This window comes from Flavobacterium kayseriense (assembly GCF_014305095.1).
Classification (GTDB): domain Bacteria; phylum Bacteroidota; class Bacteroidia; order Flavobacteriales; family Flavobacteriaceae; genus Flavobacterium; species Flavobacterium kayseriense.
This window is the reverse complement of sequence record NZ_JACRUI010000001.1, coordinates 462071-487158: the sequence shown is the minus strand read 5'-3', so window position 1 is coordinate 487158 and position 25088 is coordinate 462071. Positions and strand designations below refer to the sequence as shown.

The window sequence follows — 25088 nt, the reverse complement described above, 5'->3', positions numbered from 1 at the left end:
TAAGATAAAATGGGCAATTCAAATGGAAAAGTAGCTGTGATAACAGGAGCTACAGGAGGTATCGGTTTCACAGTAGCAAAAAGACTAGGTAAGGACGGATATACTGTAATTTTAAATGGTATTGAAGATTCTGTTGGTGCTGAAAAAGTGGCTGAACTTACTGCTGCTGGAATCGAAGCAGAATATTACGGTTTCGATATGACAAATGATGAAGAGGTAACTAGTAATATCACTGCAATTGGTGAAAAATACGGAAGAATTGATGTTCTTGTAAACAATGCTGGTGGTATTGGAGTAAGAGCTAGATTTGAAGAGATGACTACTGCAGAATATAAATTCGTTATGGCACTGAATCTTGATTCTGTTTTTTACGCTTCAAGAGCTGCAATTCCTTTCTTGAAAAAAGGAGAGAATGCGTCAATTATCAATTATACTTCAAACGCAGCATGGAATGGTGCAGGACCTGGAGCTGGAATTTATGCAGTTTCTAAAGGTGGAGTTCAATCGATCACTAGAGCTTTAGCAAAAGATTTAGCAGAGTACGGAATTAGAGTAAATGCGGTATCTCCTGGTACAATTGATACTCCTTTTCATGCACAAATTAAAGCTACTAAACCAGAGGTTTTTGCTTCATGGAAAAGCAGTGTATTGTTAGGAAGACTTGGTGAGCCAGAAGAGGTTGCTAATGTAGTTGCTTTTTTAGCTAGCACTGATGCATCTTTCATTACGGCAGAAACAATCCAAATTGGTGGAGGACAAGCTTTAGGTATATAAATTTATTTATAGGGATAAACATTGAAACATTAAATTCGGCAATGTTACAGTGCCTTTTGTTGCTGTTTTCAAGTAAGGATACTCTAAGTTATGGAGGATCAAAAAGTGAAACAGTAGCAATGGAAAAGGTTGTCCCTTATTTATTTTATAAAGTAATATTGGAACCTTCTGTTGTAATGATAGAAGGTTTTTTTATAATTAGGTAAGAATACTTATCATTGCAAATCAAATTATATTTAAATAAGATGAAAAAAGTAATCACTTTCGGTGAAATTTTACTCCGGTTGTCAACAGAGAGACACTTGAGGTTTTCTCAAGCAGAATCTTTTAAAGCTACGTATGGCGGAGGGGAATTTAATGTTGCAGTATCACTAGTCAATTATGGTATGAATGCAGAATATGTTACTAAAATACCTAATAATGAGTTGGGAATTAGTGCATTGAAAGAAATGCGAAAACTAAATGTAGGATGTGAACATGTTCTTTTTGGTGGTGATCGTTTAGGAATCTACTTTTTAGAAACAGGGACAAGTACACGCGCAAGTAACGTTATTTATGATCGTGAAAACAGCTCGATGGCAAACTTGCATACGGGAGAAATTGATTGGAAAGAAGTACTTACGGGAGCCACTTGGTTTCATTGGAGCGGTATCACTCCAGCGCTTTCACAAAATGCAGCAGATGCTTGCCTAGAGGCTATCAAAGTAGCACACGAAATGGGATTAACTATTTCAACGGATTTAAATTATCGTGCGAAACTGTGGAACTACGGAAAAGAACCAAAAGATATAATGCCTGCGATGTTAAAATACAGTCATGTGATTTTAGGTGATATTGACACGGCCTACTTTATGCTAGGTCTAGATAAAGTTGATCCCGACTATTCAAAAGGGGACAATTTAACGGCTTTGTATGATACTATTTTTAAATTGTGTCCAGATATGAAGTATGCTGCAACTACATTAAGGTATTCTGTAAGCGCATCACATCAACGTATTGGTGGCGTGATGTATGATGGAACTACTATTTTTAATGCTGCAGTTCAAGAGGTAACTCCTGTAGTGGATAGAGTAGGAAGTGGAGATGCCTTTATGGGTGGATTAATATATGGATTAAATGAGGAGCCATTAGATAAGCAAAGAGCATTAAACTTTGCTGTTGCTGCATGCTGCTTAAAACATACCATTTCAGGAGATTATAATTTAGTTACCAAACCAGAAATCGAAAAATTACTATCGGGTGATTTTTCAGGAAAAGTGTCAAGATAAAAATTAGTATAAATATGGCTCAATTTACAAGAATACAAGTAGCACAAGTAATGAAAGAAACTGGGATTGTTCCTTTGTTTTATCATAAAGATATCGAAGTAAGTAAAAAAGTTTTAAAAGCTTGCTATGATGGCGGCGCACGTTTATTAGAATTTACAAGTCGAGGAGATTTTGCTTTTGAGATCTTTGCTGATTTAAACAAGTATGCTATTGCAGAGTTACCTGGAATGATTTTAGGAGTTGGTTCAGTGACTGATGCTGCAGCGGCTTCCTTATATATGCAATTGGGTGCTAATTTTATTGTAACTCCTGTGTTAAGAGAAGATATTGCAATTGCTTGTAATCGTCGTAAAGTATTGTGGTCTCCAGGTTGCGGTACACTTACTGAGATAGCGAGAGCTGAAGAGTTAGGATGTGAAATTGTTAAATTATTTCCTGGTGATATATACGGTCCACAGTTTGTAAATGGCATTAAAGGTCCACAGCCATGGACTTCTATTATGCCAACTGGTGGTGTGTCTCCAACGCTGGAAAGCCTAAAGTCTTGGTTTGATACTGGAGTGACTTGTGTAGGTTTAGGCTCGAAGTTAATTAGTGCCGATTCGCAAGGTAATTTTGATTTTGCGAAAATTCAATCTTTAACACAAGAGTGCGTCACTATAATTAAGAATCTAAGAAAATAGGCTTACAAAGCCTTGCTTAGTAGGTAGTTGAGCTAATTGAGCTTTAATCCAATTCATGATTTTCACGAATTGGATTTTTTTGTGCTCTATATTTATGAAAAGGCATAACTTTCTTTACTATTTTGATGTAGTATACTCCTGTTAAGCAATTCTATAAATACTATTAAAATCCTTTTTCTGATAAATATTAGAGTTCTATCTTTTTTATTATATGAACAGTAATAAATAGTTATTTTTTATGTGTTAAATATACTTTTTGCCGTTTTTTTTTAAATTAAGTGCAATTTCCTTTTTTTAACAAAAAAATAAGACATATATTTGGTAAACCAATTTGATTAACCAAATTGATATTCCAATTAAACACTAACTAAACACACTGCTAACCACTAAAACTTTGACTAATTGATGAGGAAGAACTTTATTATATAAAGGGTAAGTCACTCTTTATTTTAACAATTTAATCACATAGATATTAAAGACATGAATTTAAAAACTAAAATTATTTTAATGCTGCTACTGGTACTTCAAGTATCGGTATTTGCACAAGATGGATACAAGTTATCCGGTACCATATTAGACGCGGACAAAATGCCTATTCCTGGCGCGAATGTCATCAATACAAGAACTACAAAAGGAGTTTCGACTGATTTTGACGGGAAATTTCAAATTGATGTAAAAAGCGGAGATGTTCTTCAATTTTCTTATATTGGTTACAAAGTACAATCTGTAACAATAACTAACCAGAAAAGTTTAGCTATTGTTTTGGTTGATACTAACAGTCAATTAGACGAGGTAGTTGTTGTAGGGTATGGTACTCGTAAAAAATCACACCTAACAGGATCTATCGCTAAAATTAGTGGAGATGATGTTGCCGCAGTACAATCTACACGTGTAGATGAAGCATTGGCAGGTAAGCTGTCAGGTGTTTTGATTCAGAATCAAAGTGGTGAGCCTGGTGCTGCTCCAAAAATTCAAATTAGAGCTGCTTCCTCTATTTCAGGTAATTCTGACCCTCTAATTGTAGTAGATGGTTTTCCAATTTCAGGTAATCTAGCTACTGTGAATCCAAACGATATTGAGAGTATTGAAGTATTGAAAGATGCTGCTTCTTCTGCTATATATGGTTCTAGAGGAGCAAATGGGGTAATATTGGTTACAACTAAAAAAGGAAAATCCGGGAAAGCTACTTTTAGTTACAACAGCTATTTGAGTGTTTCTGATAAATACCAAAAAAAGAACTTAAACTTGAATGCTAATGAATTTGGCGCTCTTTTAGAGTCTCAAATTGCTGATGGTACATTAAACGTTTCAGCGGTAGACCCACGTTTGGTTGATTACAGAATTAACGCGTATAAAAACGCGCCAGATGTTGTAAATGTGGAAGATTGGTTGTTTCGTACAGCTAAAAGTTCGAATCACGATTTTAGTGTAACCGGTGGTACAGACGATGTAAAATATTTTGCTTCTTTAGGATATCAGGACACGGAAGGTATTGCACTTACACAGGGATATGAGCGCTTAAATGCACGTTTAAATGTTGATGCTAAAATTGGCGAAAGACTAAAAACAGGTTTAAGTTTCAACGGTTTTACTGCTAAAAGAGACATATTGGCTTGGGATATGAGAGATTTATTAAGAGCATATAGCATTAGTCCTATATATCACACGGCAGCTTCTATTCAATTCGTGCAAGATTTAGATGCTCAAAGACAGGCTTTATACAATTCAAGTATTGGTTCTCCAGGTGGTACACTAACAGTTTTGGCGCCAGCATTTAATGCAGGTTATCAAGGAGGGGCAACGGCTCCATTTAATCAAAGTATTTATACTTTACAGCCTGGAATGACAGCACAAGATTGGCATTATGGTAGAGCTGGAAACGGAATTGGTACTACTGGTGATGCAGGTCCAGCAACTAAATTAGACAATGTAAAACAGTGGCAAAAAACCTATTTTGCAAATGTTAATACCTATCTAGATTTCAAGATTATTGATGGTTTAAATGTGAAAACTGTTTTAGGTGCTGATTTAAATGATACGCATGATTATTACTATAGAGGATTAGAGTCTGACTCAAGAGCACGTACAGCTCAAACCAACCTAAACAACACGTACTTAAAACAAACATCTGTATTAAGTGAAACTACTTTAAACTATGCTAAAGAATTTGGTAAGCATGATGTGGCAGGTGTTGCAGGTGTTGAATTTCAAAATACTAACATTGAGGGAGTTTCAATAAGTGGTACGAATGTTCCTTTTGGAGATATTATCAATTATAATTTGTTTGCGCCGGCAGATATTAGAAACGTCAATATTGATCAAAAAATTGTTAGAAAAAGTGTGTTCGGAAGAGTTAATTATGCTTACGATGATCGTTATTTAGTATCAGTTTCTGTAAGAAGAGATGGTGATTCTCGTTTTGGAGCTAACAGTAAGTATGCTACATTTCCAGCAGTCTCTGTAGGATGGAATGCTCATAAAGAGTCTTTTTTAAAGGATAGAGAAGATTTGAGTTTATTGAAATTAAGATTTAGTAGAGGATCTCTTGGTACTACTTCTTTCTTAGGTGCGTATGATGCTTTAAGTGTATTAAAAGTACAGCCAACGGTTTTAGGGACAGGGTTCCTAATTCCTGAGAATGTTGCCAATGAGGATTTAACATGGCAAACAAACACAGAGACAAATTATGGTGTCGATTTTGGTTTTATTAATAACCGTTTCAAATTAAGTGTAGATTATTATACATCGGATATAAAAGACATTTTAATTAAGCAACCAGTATCAGAAGTTTTAGGTACTCCGCAAGTAAAGCTAAATTCGGGTGACGTTAGAAGTTCAGGTTTAGAATTTGAACTTTCGGCTAGCATAATTAACAGTACAAACTTTTCATGGAATGTTTCTGGGAATTTATCTACGGTTACTACAGAGATTAAAAGTCTTGGTGGTTTAACGGAATTACCACGTGTTATTTATGGACAAAGTGGTAGAGGTCCCGTTTTTAGAAACTATGTTGGTGGAGGAATTGGAGAAATGTGGGGTTTGCAAACTCTAGGAGAAGTAGAAGCTAAGTTCATGAAAGATCCTACTTTAGCTATTGGTAGTAACAGTTCAGCTTACTATGTTAAGGATCAGCAGTCTCCTGGAGAACCAGGTTTTGGAGTGATCGATAAAACAAGAACGGTAGAAGAAGGTGGAGATTTAGTTAAGTTAGGTCAAAACACGCCTGATTTCTATTGGGGTATGTCGCAAAATTTCAGATATAAAAATGTAGACATGTCTATGCAATTTCAAGGTTCACATGGTGCAAAGGTTTTTAATATTGACCCAATTTACTATAAGTCTCAATTTGGTGGAAGATTAGATGTTCCAAGACTTGATGCAAATTCTGATGGAGTTGCTGATAATGGCTTGCCTTATATTGATACTAATAATCAATTAGATGCCACAGTGCAAAGCGCTAGTTTCGTTGCGTTAAGAAACTTAACAGTAGGATATACAGTAAATCAGGAGAAGATAAATAAATTAGGTATTAGCTCTGTACGACTTTATGCTGCTGCTACTAACTTATTATACCTTTGGGCAAAAGATTATACTTCTTTCAATCCAGAAGGAGTTCAGACTTCGGGTTCAGATTATTTAGGGCCAACTACTTATGGTGTTCAAAATGGAGCTAGTCCAGTGGTAAGAAGTTTTACTTTAGGCTTGAATGTTAACTTTTAAATTTAAAAAAATGAAATATTTACTTATATTATTTGGATCGTTATTATTCATTACCTCGTGTTCCTCCGACTTGGATCAGATTCCTGCTGTTGACCCACAAGCAGACGGTTTGATAAATTTTACTAATGTACTGAATGCTGCTTATTTTTATCAAACAGCATCTGTTACACCTATGGCAGTTATGGGAGATTTTAGAGCCGATAATGCTTTTATGTTCGAATCTCCTTATACGGATTATGATGTCTTTAACGCTAATTTATTGAGTCAAGAAGTACAATTTACGCGTCCTTTTTATGCCGCTTTGTATAAATCAATTTTAAGTGCGAATATCGTTATTGATAAATCTACAAATGCAACACAGTTAGGTGAAGCTAAATTTTTAAGAGCGTTATCTTATTTTAAATTAGTTCAAGTTTTTGGTGATGTTCCTATCAACTTATCATCCGCGCCAAGTTCTACTGATACTTCTATTTTAGTTAGAAGGTCTGTTGCAACAGTATATGACAATGTCATTATTCCTGATTTAATAGATGCTAAAGCTGCATTAGCCGCTCCAAGATCAACTACAGGTAGAGCCACAAAATATGCTGCACAAGCCTTACTAGGAAAAGTTTATTTGACAAGAGGTCAGTTTGGTTTGGCTAAAACAGAGCTAGCGACTGTTGTTAGTTCCGGTATTTTTACAATGCTTACAGGTGCTAATTATGCTACTGTATTTACGGTAGATTTAAATACAGAGATTTTGTTTGCTACCCAAATATCAGGTTCTGTTCCTGATGAGTATGTTGGTTCTGATTTTTGGACTTGGTACAGAGGTCTAGATACAAAATCACCAAACCCTGTAGATGCAAGGTTAGTGGCTGCTTTTACAGCTAGTGATGCGTCTGCAGTAGGGACTAATGACTTAAGAAGAGCGGTAACAATTAATACTACTGGTACAAAAGGGAATAAATATCCTCAAGTGGGTGGTGCTAATATTGATTGGATTGAGATTCGCCTAGCCGACGTTATTCTAATGTATGCAGAGGCACTTAATGAAGAGGCTGATAGTAGCTTAGCTAGAACCGCTGCTTTGGTCGAATTAAAAAAGATTAGAGATAGAGCAGGATTAAAAGATTTTGGTTTAGTAGGTGCTCCTGCAATTCCAGCGACACGTGCTGAGGTTAGAACAGCTATTGCTAAGGAAAGAAGGTTAGAGTTGGCCTTTGAAGGACAAAGATGGTTTGATCTATTACGTTATAATGTAGTGACACCAGGCACTGCGCAAGCTGTTATGGGAATTGCTTTTAATAACAATTATTATTTGTTTCCACTTCCAGATTCTGAAGTAAAAGCTAGTTTCGGTATTATTACTCAAAACCCTGGTTATTAATTTTAATACTTAAAAAATGAGATAAATATGCCCATGCGTTTGTTTTGGGATAATTTCGTAAAATAAACTTTTGAGTTAAATTGATTTAATACTTTTCTAAGTTAATATAAGCTGTACTTACATGATGTTCATGTAAGTGCAGCTTTTTTTATGTTTAAAATAAAGTTATGATAAAAATTTATCGAAAGTTTTCTATTTTAGAAAATAAGGAAACTAATTATTTCTTTGTGTATTTTATATTTTGTGATGTTTTTATCAAGATGATGGCTGATGTGTATTTTGTGTAACTATAGTTTTTATTGAATTAGGTTCTTAAATGGTATTTGCTGCAGTGCTCTGTTGCTATATTCCTATTTGCTTTAGTTTTGAGTCATTGAAATTAGCTTTTTCTATTAGAAGATGATTAGTAAGGAAATGAATGGCGCGTTTTGTATTCATGCTGTAAATAGTGCGTTTTAAAGCTTTTTATTATAGAGTCCAAAAAACATAACAGCCAACGTTTAATTTCGGCTTAAACACAGTTGTTTTGTAATTGTATTGTTGTCTAATGTTAGTTAGTGCACTAGTTCTATCGTGAAAATAGTTAGAACATCTAAACGGTGTCTCGAAAAAGATCTTACGGTATGATTTTGTATTAAAGTACAGCACCTAGGTCGAACTTTTTTTATGAAATATGGTTTTCTATGGAAAAAAGTTCAAATTTTATATAACTTGGTTTTGTTTACGATACTATAATTTGATCAAGGAACAAGTCTTTTTAAAATTGCTAGCGTTCTTTAGATAGCAAAACTTTTTGAAGGTAGTTCGTAAGCAACAAAACAAAATATTCTTGTTTATAATTCCCTATTTCATTATGCAGGATTTGTTGCAAGTTTTAGCAAATGTTACATTTATTATGAGTTTTTACTTAAAATAAAATTCCCTAGCTATACTTGTCGAGGAAAACAAGTACTACTAGGGAATAAAAAAAAACCAATTCTAAAAACTAATTCTATTCAAAAAATATTATCTCTTAATAACCACTATTTTGTGTTATCGGAGTTTTTGTGTTTGTTACTATCTCCAAGTTTGGAATTGGTGATAAATCAAATTTTGGACTATCTACTTTTGCATGTAATTGCGGAACAGTAAATGGTGTGTCAAATTGTGTGTAGTACACTGCCATAGCTGTAAAGTGGTTTTTCATAACTGTTTTTGCATTGACTGTTGGTAATGTAGTCGTGAAACGCAATAGGTCAAACCATCTTTGGTTTTCCATTGCAAACTCCCACCTTCTCTCATTAGCAACAGCTAACTCATATGCGGCCCCTGCTGCTGGCGAAATTGCTGGTGTTAATCCTGCTCTTGAACGAACTTGGTTTAAATAACCCAAAGATAGCGTTGTAGGCGTGCCTACAGCTTCGCAATACATTAAAAGTACATCACTGTAACGCAATACTGGCCAGTCTAATTCTGAATCATTTTGAACGGCAACAGCAATATTGTGTTTTCCTGACCAAAACAGTTGGCTATTTGCGCTTGTAGCAGTTACAGGAGTTACTATTTTAGTCTTGATATTAAAATCTCTTCTTTTATCTGTACTAGCGTATGAGTTATAAAGTTCTGGTGTAGGATTGTTGTATCCTCCTCTTGTTCCATTAGGGAATATAAGGCCAGTTATTCCTTGACTTGTTGTACTTGAAAACAAGTTAGATAAAGAGCTTCCGTAACCAAGTCCTCCTGATTTGAAGCGAATAGCAAACATAATTTCACTGTTTAATTCATTACTTGCTGAAAACACATCACTGTAAGGAGTTGTGCCTGATGTAATTAAGCTGTGACCGCTTGCTGCGATAACATCATTTAAAAGAGGTAGAGCATCTGTTTTACGACCTAGAGTTAGATATACCTTTGCTAATAGCGCCTCTGCTGCCCATTTTGTTGCTTGGCCTTTTAATGGCAATGCAGTTGTAGTTACGTCATTACCTCTTACAGTACTACAATTTGCTACCGCATTTTGTAAGTCAGCTATAATGAATTTATAAATATCTTGAACGCTTGATCTCGGAATTTCTAATGCTTGATCTGGTGTTACTACTTTATCAATTAAAAACACACCTCCATAGGTTCTAACTAAGTTGAAATAGTGATACGCTCTGAGGAATGATGCTTGTCCAGAAGTGTTTTTTCTAACGGCATCAGTTATTTGTAATGGTGTTGTTGGGGTGACATAATCTATTGTTCCAGTTGTTGGATTATACACCGTGTTCAGTGCTGTTGCTAGACCGTTTATACTGCGTATACTTGTGTAGGTTGTCGCCCAATATTGCTCAATAAAAAAATCAAATGTAGGGGCTTCAAATACGTCGTTACTTATAACCTGTAAATTTTGTGGGTTTGTCGTTCCGTAATTATTTAAATAGGTATTATCAGAGCGTGTTTCTGTAAGCATCCATTCAAAAGCTATAGGTGCTCTAAGAGTGCTGTAACATCCGTTTAAACCAACATTAAAGTCACTTGATGTAATGTAAAAGGTGTCCGCTTGTGGTTTGTTTAAGTTTTCAACGTCTAGATTATCTTCGCAGCTTGTCAAGGCAAATAGAGAAAATAAAAGAAAGACTTTGCTTATGTTTTTATAATTTTTCATTTTAGTATTTATTAAGTTTATTAACCTTCCCTAAAGAAAATAGGGAAGATTTTATTTTTTAGTATTAAAAACCAACTTCTAGTCCAAAGAGAATTGTTCTCTGAATAGGGAAAGCACCTCTTTGATATCCATCGTTCAATGGACTCGTTTGCGCAGTTCTTGCTTCAATGTTGATACCTCTGTAGCCTTTGTTGTTAACAAATAATAAATTTTGTCCAGTAAGTGAAAGTCTTAATGTTGATAATTTCATGTTTTTTGCATTAAAATTATAACCTAATGCAACTTCTCTTAAAGTAAAGTAAGTAGCGTCTTCTACTGCATTATCTGTAAATAAAGGGTTTACTCCATTTGTTAAATAGGGTGTTTTACCATCTCCTGGATTACTTGGACTTACCCATCTGTTAGCAGTGTATGCTAGTACTCTTTCTTTCATTTCGTTATAGTTAATGTCTCCATTAATTAAGTCTCCACCAATTACTCCTTGCAAAGTGAAATTTAAGTCTAGTTTTTTATAGGTAAAGTTGTTAGTGAATCCCCATGTGTAGTCTGGGTAGGGGTTACCTAGTATTGTTAAATCTTCTGTTCCAATGCTTCCGTTACCACTAATATCAACAATTCTTAGCCCACCTTCAACTAGGTCACCCGCTAAGGTAGATGTTAAACCTGATGCTGCAATATCTGCTCTACTATTCCATACACCATCTGTTTTATAACCATAAAAACTAATTAAAGGTTGTCCTACGATAGCATAGTTATTTAAACCTGGTCTTCCGTCTATTGTTGGAGAGATCAAAGATGTTTTATCTCCAAGTTCGGTAATTTTATTTTTGAATTGAGACAGGTTAATGTTTGATGACCATGAGAAATCTTTAGTTTTTACATTTACAGTAGATAATTCAACTTCAAAGCCTCTATTACGTAAACTTCCAGCGTTGGTAATTTGTGTTTTTGACCCTGTAATTAAAGGTGCCGAATTTTCAAGTAATAATTTTTCTGTATTTGATTGAAATACATCGATATTTAGATTTACTCTGTTTCTAAACATAGCTAAATCAAAACCTAAGTTAGTTTGAAATGTACGTTCCCAAGTAATGTTTTCATTACTGTATACGCTCGCCAAGTTTGCTAATCCCGAACTAACAGTTCCGTTTCCTGCTCCATTGACGTAATTCGAGCTATCTAAAGTTTCTTGGTATAAAAATGAGTTTATAGAGTTGTTTCCTACTGCGCCATAACTAGCTCTAAACGCTAATCTGTTAATAGAAGCTACATCAGCAAGAAAGTCTTCTTTAGAAACAACCCATCCTAATGAAACGGCTGGGAAGCCACCCCATTTTTTACCCACGTCAAATAGCGAACTTCCATCTCTACGGTAGCTGGCAGTTAATAAGTATTTGTTTTTATAGTCGTAGTTCACTCTTCCTAAAAATGATGCAAGTACTCTAGTTTCATAAAATTGAACAGGTTGTAAAACTACAGTTGCAAAATTCAAATTTTTGATGGAGGTACTAGAGAATGTATTTCCAGATGTAATTAATTGTTTAATATCAGTCGTCTGGTAGGTAAATCCTCCCAAGGCTGTAAAGTTATGATCTCCCACCGTTTTGGTATAATTTAATGTGTTTTCTGTTAAGAAATCAAAATAATTATTATTAGTGTAAGTAGCATAATTGGGATTTCCTAATCTTGCTGCATCAGTTTCTCCAGTTTGTGTTCTGGCCGTATTTCTAAAATAAAGACTCTGTGAAGTTCTAAACGATAGCCCTTCTGCTAAATCAAATGTTAGTCCTGCATTACCTTGAAAACGAAATTGATTGGTGCTATCGTCTTGCTGCGTCAATGCACGCATTGGGTTTGTATTTGTAGTATTAAAAGGTCTGTTTCCAGCTGCATTTGTAACTGTATAAGGATTTCCTTGCGGATCAACACTAGTGTAAGGTATTAATGAAAAATCGTCATCATCTGTAAAATCACCTACTTTAATAGTTGAGTTTGGATTTTGGCTTAAAATATAATCTACAGTAGTTTGTGTGTGATATACTGGCATGAAACTAGGAAACCTAGCAAAGTCAATATAACCAACAGCTGGTCGTACAGTTTTGTTGTTTGATGGATTTAAATTAACATCTAATTTGATTTTATCCGTCAATTGTGAGTCAAAATTAAATCTGAAATTTAATTTTTTGAAATCACTCTTTAGCATTAAACCTTGGTCGCTTTGATACCCAAGCGACAATCTAAATTTATTTTTTGCACTACCTCCTGAAGCACTGAACTGTATATCTTGGTAAACTGCATCTCTTAATACTTCGTCTTGCCAATCAGTACCTTTACCACCTAATAGGTCTCTTTCGATAGCATATTGACTTTGGAATTTACCATAAGATCCAATTGTGTTTGCAGTTGTTTTTGTTTGAGGAACTCCCGCAGAGTTGAGCACAAAAAAGTTAGGGTCTGCAATTCTTAAAACAGATTCATTATATAATTGCGTAACATATTCTGTCGTACTCTGTACTTTATATGTTTCGTAGGCACTTTTGATACCTGTTAAGCTACTAAATTTAAATTTAGTTTTTCCTTCTTTTCCTTTTTTTGTTGTGATTAAAATAACCCCACCAGCACCTCTTGATCCGTAGATTGCTGACGAAGCGGCATCTTTTAGAACTTCAACTGATTCAACATCAGCGTTGTTAACAGCGCTTAATCCGTCAGGTGTAGGTTGTCCATCTACCACCACTAAAGGTCCCGAACCTGCGTTTACAGAACTAACACCTCTAATGTTTATTTTCGTGTCAGAACCAGCTTCTGATGAAACGTTTTGTACTCTAACCCCTGCTATTTTTCCTTGAATTGCTTGATCTAATCGAGATACCGGAGCATTTTCAATTCGATCACTTTTTAGTTTAGCAACAGATCCAGTAACACTTGAACGTTTTTGTGTTCCGTACCCTACTACAACGATCTCATTCAGCTGATTATTTGCTTCAGCTAAAGTGATGTTAATAACCGTGTTTTTCCCGACAGTAGCTGACTTGTCCTCAAATCCTACGAAGGAGAATTTGATAATTGATTTAGCACTATTTGCTACTACTGTATATTTTCCGTCTATATCTGTTACTGTATTGTTTCCATCAACAGATACTGATGCGTTAGGTATAGCTAGACCACTATTATCAACTACTTTTCCTGATATTTTAATTTTATCAGTTTGAGCGTTCACAATAGTAGAAAAAACTAGGAGAAACATTAAAATCGTTTTTTTCATAATTTAATCCTTTTGTTAGTTACTTTTTGGTTTCGAGAGTTAATACGAGCGTATTACTACATCGTTTGAGTTTTATGATAAAAAAATTTGGAGATTTAGATACAAGAACTAAATAACCAAAGTGGTTAACCAATCAACTTAACAAACATAATTTTTTTTCACCAATTAAAAACAGGAAATAATGTAAAAATTAATACAATGGCAATAAAAAACATATTATGTTATTTTTTAAGTATTTTATTAAATTATTTATATTCAAATAAATACTTAGCTCATTTATCTTCATCATTTTTTAAATTTTTCTTTAACATTTTTCCGTTTATCGTCCCATTTTTGTGTTAATAATTACATGATTACAATTTTTTTTCTGAAAATAAAGTTAAAAATCGTCATCTGGTTAACCAATTGAGGTAAAAGTTGTACGTCAATTTTGTACTACAAAGAATTCACAAAATAAAAAATACAGCTAATTTGCAATTGGATGATCACTTTAATTTCTTTTGGTTTGCTATGCCGCAAAATGAAAGCTAGACTGCAAAACAGCTACTAAGTAAAATTGTATTTAATGAAGCTCATTTCATCACGTGATAATGCGGCTCTCACGGAGTTTCAACATTCTGATCTGTTTGCAATATTTCCATAATTTGGCTCATGCAAAAGCTATCGTGAAGAAATTTAATAAAATAGGCTAAACGTGTATTCTTGTACCATTAAAAAATCCCATAACTTGCTACACTTGTTATGGGATTTACAATAAATAAGTTGAATAGCCTTATTTAGGCATGATGTTGTTTGTGTAATAGGACTATTGTATTTTAAAGTGATAAGTTTCGCCGGGCTCAAGTACAAATTTATTTTTAGATTTCTTGGTAGTAACGGTCATTTGTACAGCTGCATCGCTCAGCGATTGAATCGTAAATGTACTTTCGTTTTCAGAAATGTATAGATCTCCTTCTGACTCCAAAAAAATCCCAATGGTATTGTATTTTAATGTTCTTGCTGAGAAAAACAAAGTAGCATCTCCTTTACTTAGAGTTGTGGTTTGCGATCCGTCAGAGGTCCACTTCGATTGATTTTGTTCCCATCCTTTTAAAGCAGGTATTTCATTTTCGTCATTGATGCGATCATCAAACTTTTTGAAAGGAACCAATGCGGTTATGAAACTGAAATTGTTATTTGCTTGTTTAGTTACCACTGACCACTCTTTTCCATTTTTACCTGATTTAGAAACGGACTCTGTTGCAACAAGTTGAAATATGTCTAATCCTGAGCCATCGTTAAAGCTTGAGCGTAGCAAGTTGGGTGCTTTTTCGTAACTATAATGCCCTTGCCAAACTTGTTTGTATGTATGGGAATTAATTGATTTAAAATTATCCTTAACGATCCAAAAATCGTGATTTAAGTAGATAATTTGTCTCGAGTAGGTAACACCTTTATTTTCGAATCCATCATGAGATCCAACATACAAATCGAGCTGATTATTCGTTTTCCATGTAATAGTTTTAGGCTGCGGTAATACTTTAAATTTTCCAAAACCACTACCTCCTTGGTTACCCTCATATCCTTTTCCTTGCATCTCATTATCAACTAGAGCAACGTTTTTGACCATGGAGTTTTTGAATAATTCGTAGTCTTTAAGGGAGTAACGAACCTGATAATTTGGAAGTACAATTTGGCCATTAGCCATGGCTTGAATTCCCAGCATGTCTCCATGCTGATGATCTGGTTTTTCTGGATCTAAACCGTTAGAAATAGCCATTACGGCATCGTCTTTGTCCCATCCTTCACGCATAATATAATAACCTGTTTCTGGGAACGTAATCGACTTAAATTCTGGTTTTTTCGCTTTAATTTGATCTAGCATCTTTAATTGAGAATTGTTTAGATACCAAAACATATCTGATGCCACTTTATTGTTAGCAAAGTACCCCATCTGTGGGTCATTAAATAGTAAGTAACCTAGTGTTAGCGCTCCCGAAATATCATTTTTTTCAGCCCAAACTTCATTGGTGTCATCAGAGAAGACGGGCGCTGACTTATCCGGGTAGGCAATTTTTGTTAATGTCTCAAAAAGCGATTTTAATTTGTTTTCCCAAAAAGGCGGAACAGCGATTTTGCTATTCTTAGCAAGTTGGTATACATAATAATAATTGTCAATATCACTAATATGATAATGTACAGAGCGCTCAAACTGAAAGCCATCCTTGTTTATCTCTTTAGATAAATGCTGTTCTAACAATCCCATAGCACGAGCGTTCCATTTATCAGCATCTTTAAAGTCTCGAAATAAAATAGAAAGCATTGCCAATGCTGACATTCCCCTTGTTTGATGGTTGCCAGGAACGAATTCAGGATTAGCTTCATATAAACTTGAAGCGTGTTGCAGTAATGTCGCAATCGTTAGTAGCTGGTCCTCATCAGTGTAAGCTGATTCGCCAAGAAATTGGTTATGAATGTGCAACCAGTTTAATACACGGTAACCGGATCGAAAAGCTTCATAAACTCCGTTGCCGTCTTCGATGGTTTCGTATTTGTTTGCTGCTAATGCAGTATTCAAGGAGCGTACTTGATTTTTAAAATAGCTTAGATACTCCACTTTCTTGCCTTCATAGCGATAGTAAAATGCAATATCCACCATTTTATGTTGTCTCGCAAGGTGTCTCATTGCATAAGCATTTACGGGTTCTCCATTCAAGTAATTGAACGGAAGTTTCCAAGGTGCTGTCGCCGCAAATTTTGACAGATGGTCCACCGCACGCTCGATATGTCCGCTTTTTACATCTGGGTACAGCTGTCCGTAGGTCTTAAAACGAGTATCTGAAGTTTTATAATCGTAAAAATATCTTTCAGAGAATTTTTCTCGAAAATAATGTGCAAGTTGAGAAGTCGAATTCGTCTTGCCTCCTTCTAATTCCTTGATCGCTTCCGGTGTTAGGAAGTTTACTAATTCATTATTGGCAATAATTTTATCAGTGGGAATATTTTGCGAACTAATCGAAACCGAAAAGAGACCATAAAACGCTATCAAAATTATTTGTGAATACTTCATCGTAGCTTCTTATTAGTACATTAATTTTAGTTCTAAGTTTTGAACCACTTCAAACTTACCCGAATTTACTATCGTATTGTTTCCTGGCGCTTGACCTTTTGCTCCCCATAAAATAGCAATGATTTTTACAGGGTTGTTTTCAAATGTATTGTTTGCAATAGTAACATAAACAATTCCTTTGTTTTTGATTAGTATGTTTTCAGGTTGCATCTTTCCACAGTCCTTAAATGTGTTTCCTTCTATTTTTAGGTTTCCACCAATAGTAGACTCGTCGTATCCACCGCGATAATAATCCAAAACACTTCCCTCAATTGATTCAAATTTAGAGCTGGTAAAAGTTACAAATTCAGCATTATAATCTCCTCCGTCATTCGTCTCTTTGTTTAACAAAAACCCGTTTGCACAGTTGCTGATTTTAGAATTGACAACCGAAATAGTGTCTGCAAAAGATCCTTTAGAGACGTCTAAAACATTTTTGAAGTTTGATATTTCTGAATTTTCTATTGATAAATCGTACGCTTTGCTCATTAATTTGTCTAATGTTGTAAATGCGTTTTGTGATTTAGTACCTGTGATGATTAGATTTTTTATTGTCAAGTTTGCTTTTGGTTGCAATTCAAATGCAGTTTTTGAAGCAGTGAAAACTAGTGTTGCTTTATTGTTTTTGTCACTTGATGCGATGGTTAGTTCTTTATTTATCGCAAGAGTTGTGTTTAATTTGTAGGTTCCTTTTTTTAGTAAAATGGTAGATCCTGAATTTACTTTGGCAATTTGATTTACTAATTCTGATGAAGAAGACACAGTTATTGTGTTTGCTACAGTTTCAGTTTTTTCAGCATTGAACCAAGTGGTGCCAAATCTTGTTTTGTCAATCAAAACAGGGTTTGTCTTAACAGGATTAACAATTGCACCCACATTATTAGAGGTCGCCGTTCTACTCGATCCAAATAGGTCCTTTGTAATAGTCTCAAAGTCAAAGCCAGCGTACAGATTGGTACTATTTTCTTTTTTAACGAACAAATTGGTTCCAATTTTATTCATTTCAAAGTTAGAAGTTATCAAACCATCGGGCTTTACTTCACTTTTATTTTCGTTATTTGTAATATTGTTGTTGAAATCAACGCCATCCACTTTGTCAAAATTAACGATGGGCTTAGTATTGGTAACTTGATTGTAAATTAAATTATTGGCTATTACAACCCTTTCTGGCCTGGCCGATCTAATTTCTGAGGCAGGTAATACTGCTTTTTGGCTAACGTTAGATCCTACGCTAAACTGCCAAGGTGATATACAATCTATAAAAGAATTGTGGGCTATAACTACATCTGTAACCTGATTGTATCTGTTTAAAGATGATTTTGGTATTCCATTCATGATGGCTATTGCGCTTCTAAAAGCTTCTCCTTTAATTTTATAGAAGTAATTGTTGGTAATCCAATGCCCAGTGTTAATGACTCTGATTCCGCCCATTTGGTCTGAATTGTCATTTCCTATAAAAACATTGCTGTCAATCATGGCGTAGTTCCCGTGGCGTAAAACCAACGAACCTTCACTTTCAAAGAAGACATTATTTTTAAATTGGTTAAAGTTTGACTTGCTAGAAATAATTTCCACTTCACCGTTACAACGGTCAAATAAGTTATTGTATACATTAGTGTAGGATGGCGTCATTGAAGTTTCGCTATCACCTATTTGAATCGTTTCTCCGTGCGGCCCACCTTTTCTTGGTCTTGGTCCAAAATGATTGTTTACAATTTGATGGTAATTGTTAATGTGTTCATTACCATCGAGGAAAACTCTCACGGTAGGCCCAAAGTTAGATTTACCTGTAATGTAGCAATTACTCAATTCATTATTTCTACCCCAAAATTCAATCCAGTGGTCACTTACATCGCGGTCAGGTTGTGTAAATTCTTCGATTACGCATTGTGTTACTTTACAGTTATTTGCGATTGAGTCGTTACTTATTTTAAACTGAATTAAGCTTTTTGATGGAGTGTACCCATTTTTAAAATATAAGTCTCTTACTTCAAGGTAGCTTCCGGCTAACTTCAGGTTTGAGACACCTTCAATGAATACTTTTCCGGCAGTCTCGGCTCTCAAAACAATTGGTTTTTCTTTAGTACCTTTTCCGTAAAAATTTATTTCTGCATTTTTCCAGATACCGTTAGCAAGTATAATGTGATCCCCTGCGACGCTATTTTTTATAGCATTTTTAAGTTCTTGCATAGTAGTAACCTTCGTGCTTGTTGGCGGCGTACTGCTACTAGCCGTTGCTAGTTGACTACATGAAATTAGTATAATGAGTAAACTCACTATTGTTACAATTCTTTTCATTATTGAATTATTTAAATTTAAGTTTAATTGTTATTGCTGTCAATTATTAGGCGTTTCGCCATAATTTCTGTACTGTATTTAAATCCTTTTTTATTGCGTCGAATACTATTTTTTCGTCAACAGTAATCTTTCGTTTTCCTTGCTCGGCACCACCAAGGTCGTATTCTATATGAAGGGAAACAGGTGGTTTGAGTTGGTTTCTTTTTAGCAATTTAAAATAGGCATCAAAATCAACCATTCCTTCGCCAATAGGAACGTTTATAGTTTCCCATTTCCCGTTTGTCTTTCCCCATTTATAATCTTTTAGAACGATTATTTTTATATTTTCTTTTAAGAGTCGAAAACCATTTTCCCAAGAATTTCCTCCTTCGACCATAGCGTGGCGAATGTCATATTGGGAACCAAAATAGATAGGGTCTACCGTTTCTAATATTTTTTTTACTTCCCAAAATGAACTTCCTACAGCTAAACTGTCCACATTTTGATATGAGCCAATAAGACCTAGTTCCATATTTAATACCCCTAGTTTTTTTACCTCCTCTTGATAAAAAAGTAAGGACTCTTCCATAGAAAGCCCTTCTTTGTATTTAAACCAATTTGTTCGATAGTGTTGAATGTTGCAGTCTGCAGCGGTTTGTAGTACATCAACATCCAAGGTGTTTGAAATACTTTCTACTGCCGTAGTTATAATATTGCAATTAATACCGCTCTTTTTAATGGCAGTTACCGCTAAAGGTAAATCTGTTTTTACGCGTTCTGGAAGCACGTGTCCGTTAGGGCGAACTGTTAAGTCTATACCATTAAAACCCATTTCAGCTGCGATCGCGCCAGTTTCATGATAATCTAAAAACTGTAAATGTTTTGAAAATAGATTAATATCAAGTGAGTCAGTTTCGTATTCATGGTTAAAAATAGGTAACGAAAAGCTAGACAAGGAGAGTGCTCCCGTAAAACAGGCAGTCTTTGTAAGGAATTCTCTTCTTGTTGTCATATTCTGGTTTTTTAGAAAATGATGGTAAAATTATAGGAATGACTTTTCCGTATCGTACTAACTTTATGTCTATGCTAATGAATCAAGGTAATTAAAGTGTCTTCAGATTTAAAGCTTTTCAACAAGGAATTGGTTCACCAATTTGGTTTTCCAAATATATGTATATAATTTAATTAAACAAGTGTATTAAATACAAATTAAGAAAAAAAGACGGTTTTAAATGAGAAATTCAAATTGTGATAAAGGGGAAGATTCGCCTCTGACGACGAGTTCTGCGTAAGGTTGGTATTTAATAAATCAACTAACATTAAAATGCCCTGGTTTTGGACTCAAACTATTTTGAATTTGAATTAATAATTTTGAATGATGTAATTTTAAAGTTCAAAACTGATTAAAATTACAGGATCAAATGGTTCTGATTTTGAGAATTTACGTCTTTTATTGTACATAATTATAAGTACGATAGAAGCCCCAGATAATGTAAAGTATTGAGCTCAAAAAAGAATTTAGTTCTTTGCAGTTGACCTTACATTCTTTTACGTAATCAGAAGAGAAAGCATTAGTGAGTACCTAATTTAATGCTTAGCGCCTTAAAAAGTAGATAATGCCAACTGAGGAATTTAGCAAATTACTTTTCAAACCTGATTTTGGACTCAGTTCAGTTCTCCCATCAAAACTCAAGGTTTGTTTACCATGCAATAAACTTGAAATATCAGCACTTAAATATACTTTTCTAGAAAGTTTTAACGTTCCAGTAATACCGTAAATTACGTTAATCATCTTGTCTTTTATCTCATTTACATCATTATCAAATTGAGAAAACCCCGCTCCTGCATGAATTAGGATGCCCACTGGATCTGGTCTATTATACAAACCAAGGGCATAGCCTACATCAGTAACGGCTTGAACACTAATTCTTTTATAATTGCTTTCAAACACTTGTGAGTCGTTGCTGTTTTGGAATTTATCAAAACCGATGTCAGCCTTAATACCGATGTATGGATTAAAAGTATATCTAGTACCTAAATCTATATGGTAAAAACTGGGGTTTGAAGTTAAATAGCCCTCTGTCATTGTATTATACGGTTTGTTCAAACCCGCGTTAATCTCTACAGACCACTCTTGGTAATCTCCTCTGTATTCTTGAGCGTTTGCAGTAACAAAAAAGAGAAATGCGAGTAGGAGTTGAATGCTTTTCATGATTTATGACTAAGTATATAATGGATGATCGGCAAATTTACTTTTTTTAATGAAAAAACAAGGAATTGATGTAAAAAGCAATAGTTAATTTACTTTTTGTTTTAATCAACGTTGCATTCTAACTTTTCGTGTGTACTTTGTCTTATTAGTAGCAAACAATTACTTAAATTTGCTTCCGTTATAAGGAATATAATAGTTATAAAAATTACGCTATGTTACAAATTGCATTTATTAGAGAGAATCAGGAAAAGGTAATCCAAGCTTTGGCTAAAAAGAATATGGATGCCAAGACTGTGGTAGAGGAGGTAGTTGAACTAGACGAAAAACGTCGTGCTACTCAAGTTGAATTAGACAACATTCTAGCCGAATCTAATAAATTGTCCAAAGACATTGGTGCTTTAATGAAAGCTGGAGAGAAAGCAAAGGCAGCTATTCTAAAAGAAAAAACAGTAATTAATAAGGAAAAAAGTAAAAAGTTAGCCGAGCAAGCAGATGCTTTTGTAGCTGAGCTTACGGAGAAGCTTTATAGCTTGCCTAATCTTCCTGCAGCTATTGTTCCTGTGGGTAAAACTCCAGAAGAAAACTTAAATATATTCGAAGCAGGTGAAGTTCCAGTGCTACATGAAGGAGCCGAGCCGCATTGGGAATTAGTAAAAAAATATGATATAATCGATTTTGAGTTAGGAAACAAAATTGCAGGTGCTGGCTTTCCCGTCTATAAGGGCAAAGGAGCTCGATTGCAACGTGCTTTAATCAATTATTTTCTAGATAAAAATGTAAGTGCTGGCTACAATGAAGTTCAAGTACCGCATCTTGTAAATGAAGCGTCAGCTTACGGTACAGGGCAGTTACCTGACAAAGAAGGTCAGATGTATCATGATGCAACGGATGATTTGTATTTGATTCCAACTGCAGAGGTGCCTGTTACTAATTTGTTTAGAGATGTTATTCTAAGCGAAAATGAATTACCGGTTTTAACTACGGCATATACACCATGTTTTCGTCGTGAGGCGGGTTCATATGGCGCACACGTACGTGGGTTAAATCGTTTACACCAATTCGATAAAGTCGAAATCGTTCGAGTGGAGCATCCGGATAAGTCCTATGAAGCACTAGACGGAATGGTAGAGCATGTTAAACATATCCTAGATGAGCTTAAATTGCCTTACCGAATTTTACGTCTTTGTGGTGGCGATATGGGTTTCGCTTCTGCATTAACCTATGATTTTGAGGTTTTCTCTACAGCACAAGATAGATGGTTGGAAATTTCTTCGGTATCCAACTTTGAGACGTTTCAAGCTAATCGTTTGAAGTTGCGTTTTAAAGATAAAGACGGTAAAAATCAATTAGCACATACGCTTAATGGTAGCTCACTAGCTTTGCCAAGAGTGTTAGCTGGTATTCTTGAAAATTACCAAACGCCAGAAGGAATAGTAATTCCAGAAGTGCTTCGTCCGTATTGCGGATTTGATATAATAAATTAGATCAGTTATTGGTCAATACAGTGATTTCTATAATGAGAGATTAAGAAACGACATCAGAGTTGTTTCTTAATTTTTTATTAGGTTTAAGAAATAAGAAATTTTTCAAATTTAATTCTAAACCCTCAAGTAGTTATGAAAAAGCTCTTTCTTTATTTTACAATGTTATTCTCGTTATTTTCGTTTGCGCAAAACGAACAATTGGCGCAATACTTTTATGAAAAAGGAGACTTTGAAAAAGCGAAATTAAGTTATGAAGAGCTACTTCTTAATGTTCCTCAAAACACACAATATTTTCTAAGAGTTGTAGATTGTTATCAACAATTACAACAGTATGATCTCGCAGAAAAAGCCTTGCAGGCACGGATCGATAAATACCATCAAGGTAATTTGATGGTTGAGTTAGGCTACAATTACCAATTGCAAAAAAAGGATTTGAAGGCCAACCAGTACTACGAACAAGCTCTTGATAAAATCCAAAAAACACCCAACGAAGTTTTTGCTATTTCTAATGCTTTTGAAAAAAAAGTATTGTTAGAGTATGCTTTGCAATGCTATGATCTTGCTACGGGTAAGCTTTCGGATTATAGTTTTAATTATCAAAAAGGTTTACTGTATGGTCAATTAGGTAAAACGGATATGATGATTGAAGCATTTCTAGCCGAAGCCGAAGCAAATCCAGAAAACTCTATTGTAATTCAAAATCAGTTTACAAGGTTTATGGCTGATGGTAGTGACGCAAGTTTTAGCGATGCATTGCGAAAAGCATTAATTGTTCGAGTTCAAAAATCACAAGACCTATTCTGGAACCATTATTTGAGTTGGTTTTATGTTCAGGAAAAAGAACTTGGTAAAGCATTTATTCAGGAAAAAGCCATTTACAAACGAGTTCCAGAATCACTATCTAATATAATTAATTTAGCACAACTTGCTATTCAAGAAGGCGATCAAGAAACTGCTACTATGGTTTTAGGATTTGTTTTAGAAAACAGTAAAGATTTACGGTTATTGGTTCAAGCACATTCTTACTTATTAAAAATCCAAATTGAAAAGGCTTCGCAAAAGGAGTATCCAGCAGTTGCATCAGCTATCAATGCGTTGTTAAACGAATATGAAGTAACACCTTTTACCTTATCTTTGCAGCTTATTCAGGCTCATTTTGTTGCATTTAATTTAAATAAACCAGAAGAAGCAAAGTCCGTATTAAAAAAGGCATTAGAACTTAATTTAAATAGTTACGAGCAAGCTCAAGTAAAAATGGAATTGGCTGATGTTTTACTTTTTGAGGAAAAATTTAATCAAGCATTGATCTACTATTCTCAAATCGAAATGGATTTGAAAAATGATGCTGTTGCCCATGAAGCAACTTTAAAAGCGGCTAAGACGAGTTATTTTAAAGCCGATTTTGATTGGGCGTTAAAACAGTTCAAAGAGCTTAAGTCGGCCAATACCCAATTGATAGCTAATGATGCTTTAGAATATTTTTTACTGATCAATGATAACACGGTAGCTGATTCTACTCAAACAGCTTTAGCTATCTTTGCCAAAGGTGATTATCTATTGTATCAAAATAGAAATACAGAAGCAATAGCGCTATTTCAGTCGATTTTACAAAAATTTAAAGGACAAGAGATAGAAAGTGTTACGTTGCTTAGATTGGGAATCGTTTATGAAAAAATAGGCGAATATAATTTGGCTTTAAGCCAATATCAAAACATTATAGCTAATCATAATGATGGTATTTACAGTGACGAAGCCTTATTCTTTTCTGCAGAGATTTACAACAATAAATTACAAGAACCGGAAAAGGCGAAACTACTGTACGAGAAAATTATTTTCAATCACGAAGATAGTATCTATTTTATTGAAGCGAGGAAAAAGTATAGGCAAGCTAGAGGCGACACTAATATTTAACAGGAGTTGGTTGTTTCTAGTGTAGAATACAAAGAAAAATAAATAGACAAAGAAAAATAATTAAGATGATTATATATAACGTTACCAGCAATGTGCATGAAAGTATTCACGATCAATGGATGATTTGGATGCAGCATAAACATATTCCAGAAATATTAGCAACGGGAAAATTCGTTTCTGCTAGATTAGTTCGTGTTTTAATCGAAGAGGAAATGGGTGGAGTAACCTATTCCGCTCAATATACTACTGACAGTAAAGAAACGCTGGAAAGATATTACCAAGAAGATGCACCAGGCTTTCGTTCTGAGATTGAAAAACTTTTTGGAGAAAAAGTATTGGCATTTAGAACGGAGTTACAAGTGATTTCTGATCATTAAAAGCAACTATTGGTATAAATGCTCAAGACCT

At 34.6% G+C, this 25088-nt stretch carries 14 protein-coding genes; 8 read left to right on the top strand and 6 right to left on the bottom strand.

What is annotated here, in order from left to right:
* Nucleotides 1-9: 9 nt before the first annotated feature.
* The 5 genes from H8R22_RS01965 (at nucleotide 10) to H8R22_RS01945 (ending at nucleotide 7817) form a co-directional block, all read left to right on the top strand.
* Nucleotides 10-774 (top strand): SDR family NAD(P)-dependent oxidoreductase, encoded by a 765-nt coding sequence (locus H8R22_RS01965; RefSeq protein ID WP_187009198.1) that lies wholly within the window; start codon nucleotides 10-12, stop codon nucleotides 772-774.
* A 245-nt stretch (nucleotides 775-1019) separates the two neighbouring features.
* Nucleotides 1020-2042: a sugar kinase gene (locus H8R22_RS01960; RefSeq protein WP_187009199.1), complete on the top strand. Its 1023-nt coding sequence runs from the start codon at nucleotides 1020-1022 to the stop codon at nucleotides 2040-2042.
* Nucleotides 2043-2056: 14 nt separating this feature from the next.
* Nucleotides 2057-2725: a bifunctional 4-hydroxy-2-oxoglutarate aldolase/2-dehydro-3-deoxy-phosphogluconate aldolase gene (locus tag H8R22_RS01955; RefSeq protein WP_187009200.1), complete on the top strand. Its 669-nt coding sequence runs from the start codon at nucleotides 2057-2059 to the stop codon at nucleotides 2723-2725.
* 507 nt (nucleotides 2726-3232) lie between these two features.
* A complete protein-coding gene (locus tag H8R22_RS01950; protein ID WP_225875984.1) occupies nucleotides 3233-6445 on the top strand; it encodes a SusC/RagA family TonB-linked outer membrane protein in 3213 nt (1070 codons plus the stop codon).
* Between the two features lie 10 nt (nucleotides 6446-6455).
* On the top strand, nucleotides 6456-7817 hold the full coding sequence (locus H8R22_RS01945; protein WP_187009202.1) for a RagB/SusD family nutrient uptake outer membrane protein: 1362 nt from the start codon (nucleotides 6456-6458) through the stop codon (nucleotides 7815-7817).
* A gap of 1012 nt (nucleotides 7818-8829) precedes the next feature.
* Here the strand turns inward: H8R22_RS01945 and H8R22_RS01940 are convergent.
* The 6 genes from H8R22_RS01940 to H8R22_RS01915 form a co-directional block, all read right to left on the bottom strand.
* On the bottom strand, nucleotides 8830-10443 hold the full coding sequence (locus tag H8R22_RS01940) for a RagB/SusD family nutrient uptake outer membrane protein (protein ID WP_187009203.1): 1614 nt from the start codon (nucleotides 10441-10443) through the stop codon (nucleotides 8830-8832).
* Between the two features lie 64 nt (nucleotides 10444-10507).
* Nucleotides 10508-13708 (bottom strand): SusC/RagA family TonB-linked outer membrane protein, encoded by a 3201-nt coding sequence (locus H8R22_RS01935; RefSeq protein ID WP_187009204.1) that lies wholly within the window; start codon nucleotides 13706-13708, stop codon nucleotides 10508-10510.
* An 805-nt stretch (nucleotides 13709-14513) separates the two neighbouring features.
* Nucleotides 14514-16757 carry a heparinase II/III family protein gene (locus H8R22_RS01930; protein WP_187009205.1) on the bottom strand — a complete coding sequence of 748 codons (2244 nt, stop codon included), beginning with the start codon at nucleotides 16755-16757 and terminating at the stop codon, nucleotides 14514-14516.
* 12 nt (nucleotides 16758-16769) lie between these two features.
* On the bottom strand, nucleotides 16770-19094 hold the full coding sequence (locus tag H8R22_RS01925) for a chondroitinase-B domain-containing protein (protein WP_187009206.1): 2325 nt from the start codon (nucleotides 19092-19094) through the stop codon (nucleotides 16770-16772).
* Between the two features lie 46 nt (nucleotides 19095-19140).
* A complete protein-coding gene (locus tag H8R22_RS01920; protein ID WP_187009207.1) occupies nucleotides 19141-20085 on the bottom strand; it encodes a sugar phosphate isomerase/epimerase family protein in 945 nt (314 codons plus the stop codon).
* A gap of 582 nt (nucleotides 20086-20667) precedes the next feature.
* Entirely contained in the window at nucleotides 20668-21285 is a 618-nt protein-coding gene (locus H8R22_RS01915) for an outer membrane beta-barrel protein (protein WP_187009208.1), read from the bottom strand.
* A 212-nt stretch (nucleotides 21286-21497) separates the two neighbouring features.
* Between H8R22_RS01915 and serS the strand changes: the two genes are divergently transcribed.
* The 3 genes from serS to H8R22_RS01900 all read left to right on the top strand — a co-directional run bounded on the left by serS (nucleotide 21498) and on the right by H8R22_RS01900 (nucleotide 25057).
* Nucleotides 21498-22769: a serine--tRNA ligase gene (serS, locus tag H8R22_RS01910; RefSeq protein WP_187009209.1), complete on the top strand. Its 1272-nt coding sequence runs from the start codon at nucleotides 21498-21500 to the stop codon at nucleotides 22767-22769.
* Between the two features lie 132 nt (nucleotides 22770-22901).
* Nucleotides 22902-24680, top strand: a complete 1779-nt coding sequence (locus H8R22_RS01905) for a tetratricopeptide repeat protein (RefSeq protein WP_187009210.1) — start codon at nucleotides 22902-22904, stop codon at nucleotides 24678-24680.
* Between the two features lie 65 nt (nucleotides 24681-24745).
* Nucleotides 24746-25057 (top strand): DUF4286 family protein, encoded by a 312-nt coding sequence (locus H8R22_RS01900; RefSeq protein ID WP_187009211.1) that lies wholly within the window; start codon nucleotides 24746-24748, stop codon nucleotides 25055-25057.
* Nucleotides 25058-25088 lie beyond the last annotated feature (31 nt).